Below are 581 nucleotides of genomic sequence, written 5' to 3' on the forward strand. Positions count from 1 at the left end.
TCGCAAAACTCGGCCTGCAGTCAGAGACCGTAGCAGGACAAAGCAGCAGGGAAGCGGCTGAATGAAAGCACATCATCGCCTTGACGCGATGCTTACGACCCTTACGGAACGGCATCGCAGACGTAGCCTGACCGCAGCGCAGGGTTTAGACTTTGCCTCCAATGACTACTTGGGGCTGGCACAGTCCGAGTTTATGGCCGACGCCGCGCGCAACGCCCTTGCCCGCGAAGTGCCTGTCGGGTCGGGCGGATCACGCCTGTTACGCGGCAACCACCCGGAACATGAGGCGCTTGAGCAGTCAGCGGCCCGTTTTTTCCAGTCCGAAGCTGCTCTGTTCATGGGCGGCGGATTTCAGGCAAATCAGGCAATATTTTCGACTCTGCCCGCAGCCGAAGATCTAATCCTTTATGATGCGCTTGTTCATGCCAGTGCACACGAAGGAATGCGCCTCGGTCGCGCTGAAACCCGGGCTTTCAAACATAATGACGTGGAGGACGCCCGGCGTATCCTTGAGGAGTGGCGCGCGAAAGGTGGGGCCGGGCAAATCTGGATCGCCGTAGAAAGCGTCTATTCGATGGAAG

Annotated in this window: 1 protein-coding gene; it reads left to right on the plus strand. The window is 58.5% G+C overall.

Going from position 1 to position 581, the window contains the following annotated elements; all coding sequences use genetic code 11:
- Positions 1–61 precede the first annotated feature (61 nt).
- Positions 62–581, plus strand: a 520-nt coding sequence (locus ACR0C6_RS22070) for an aminotransferase class I/II-fold pyridoxal phosphate-dependent enzyme (protein WP_480621326.1), incomplete at its 3' end; no start/stop codon positions are given.

It is taken from the genome of Ruegeria sp. AL12, assembly GCF_056540885.1.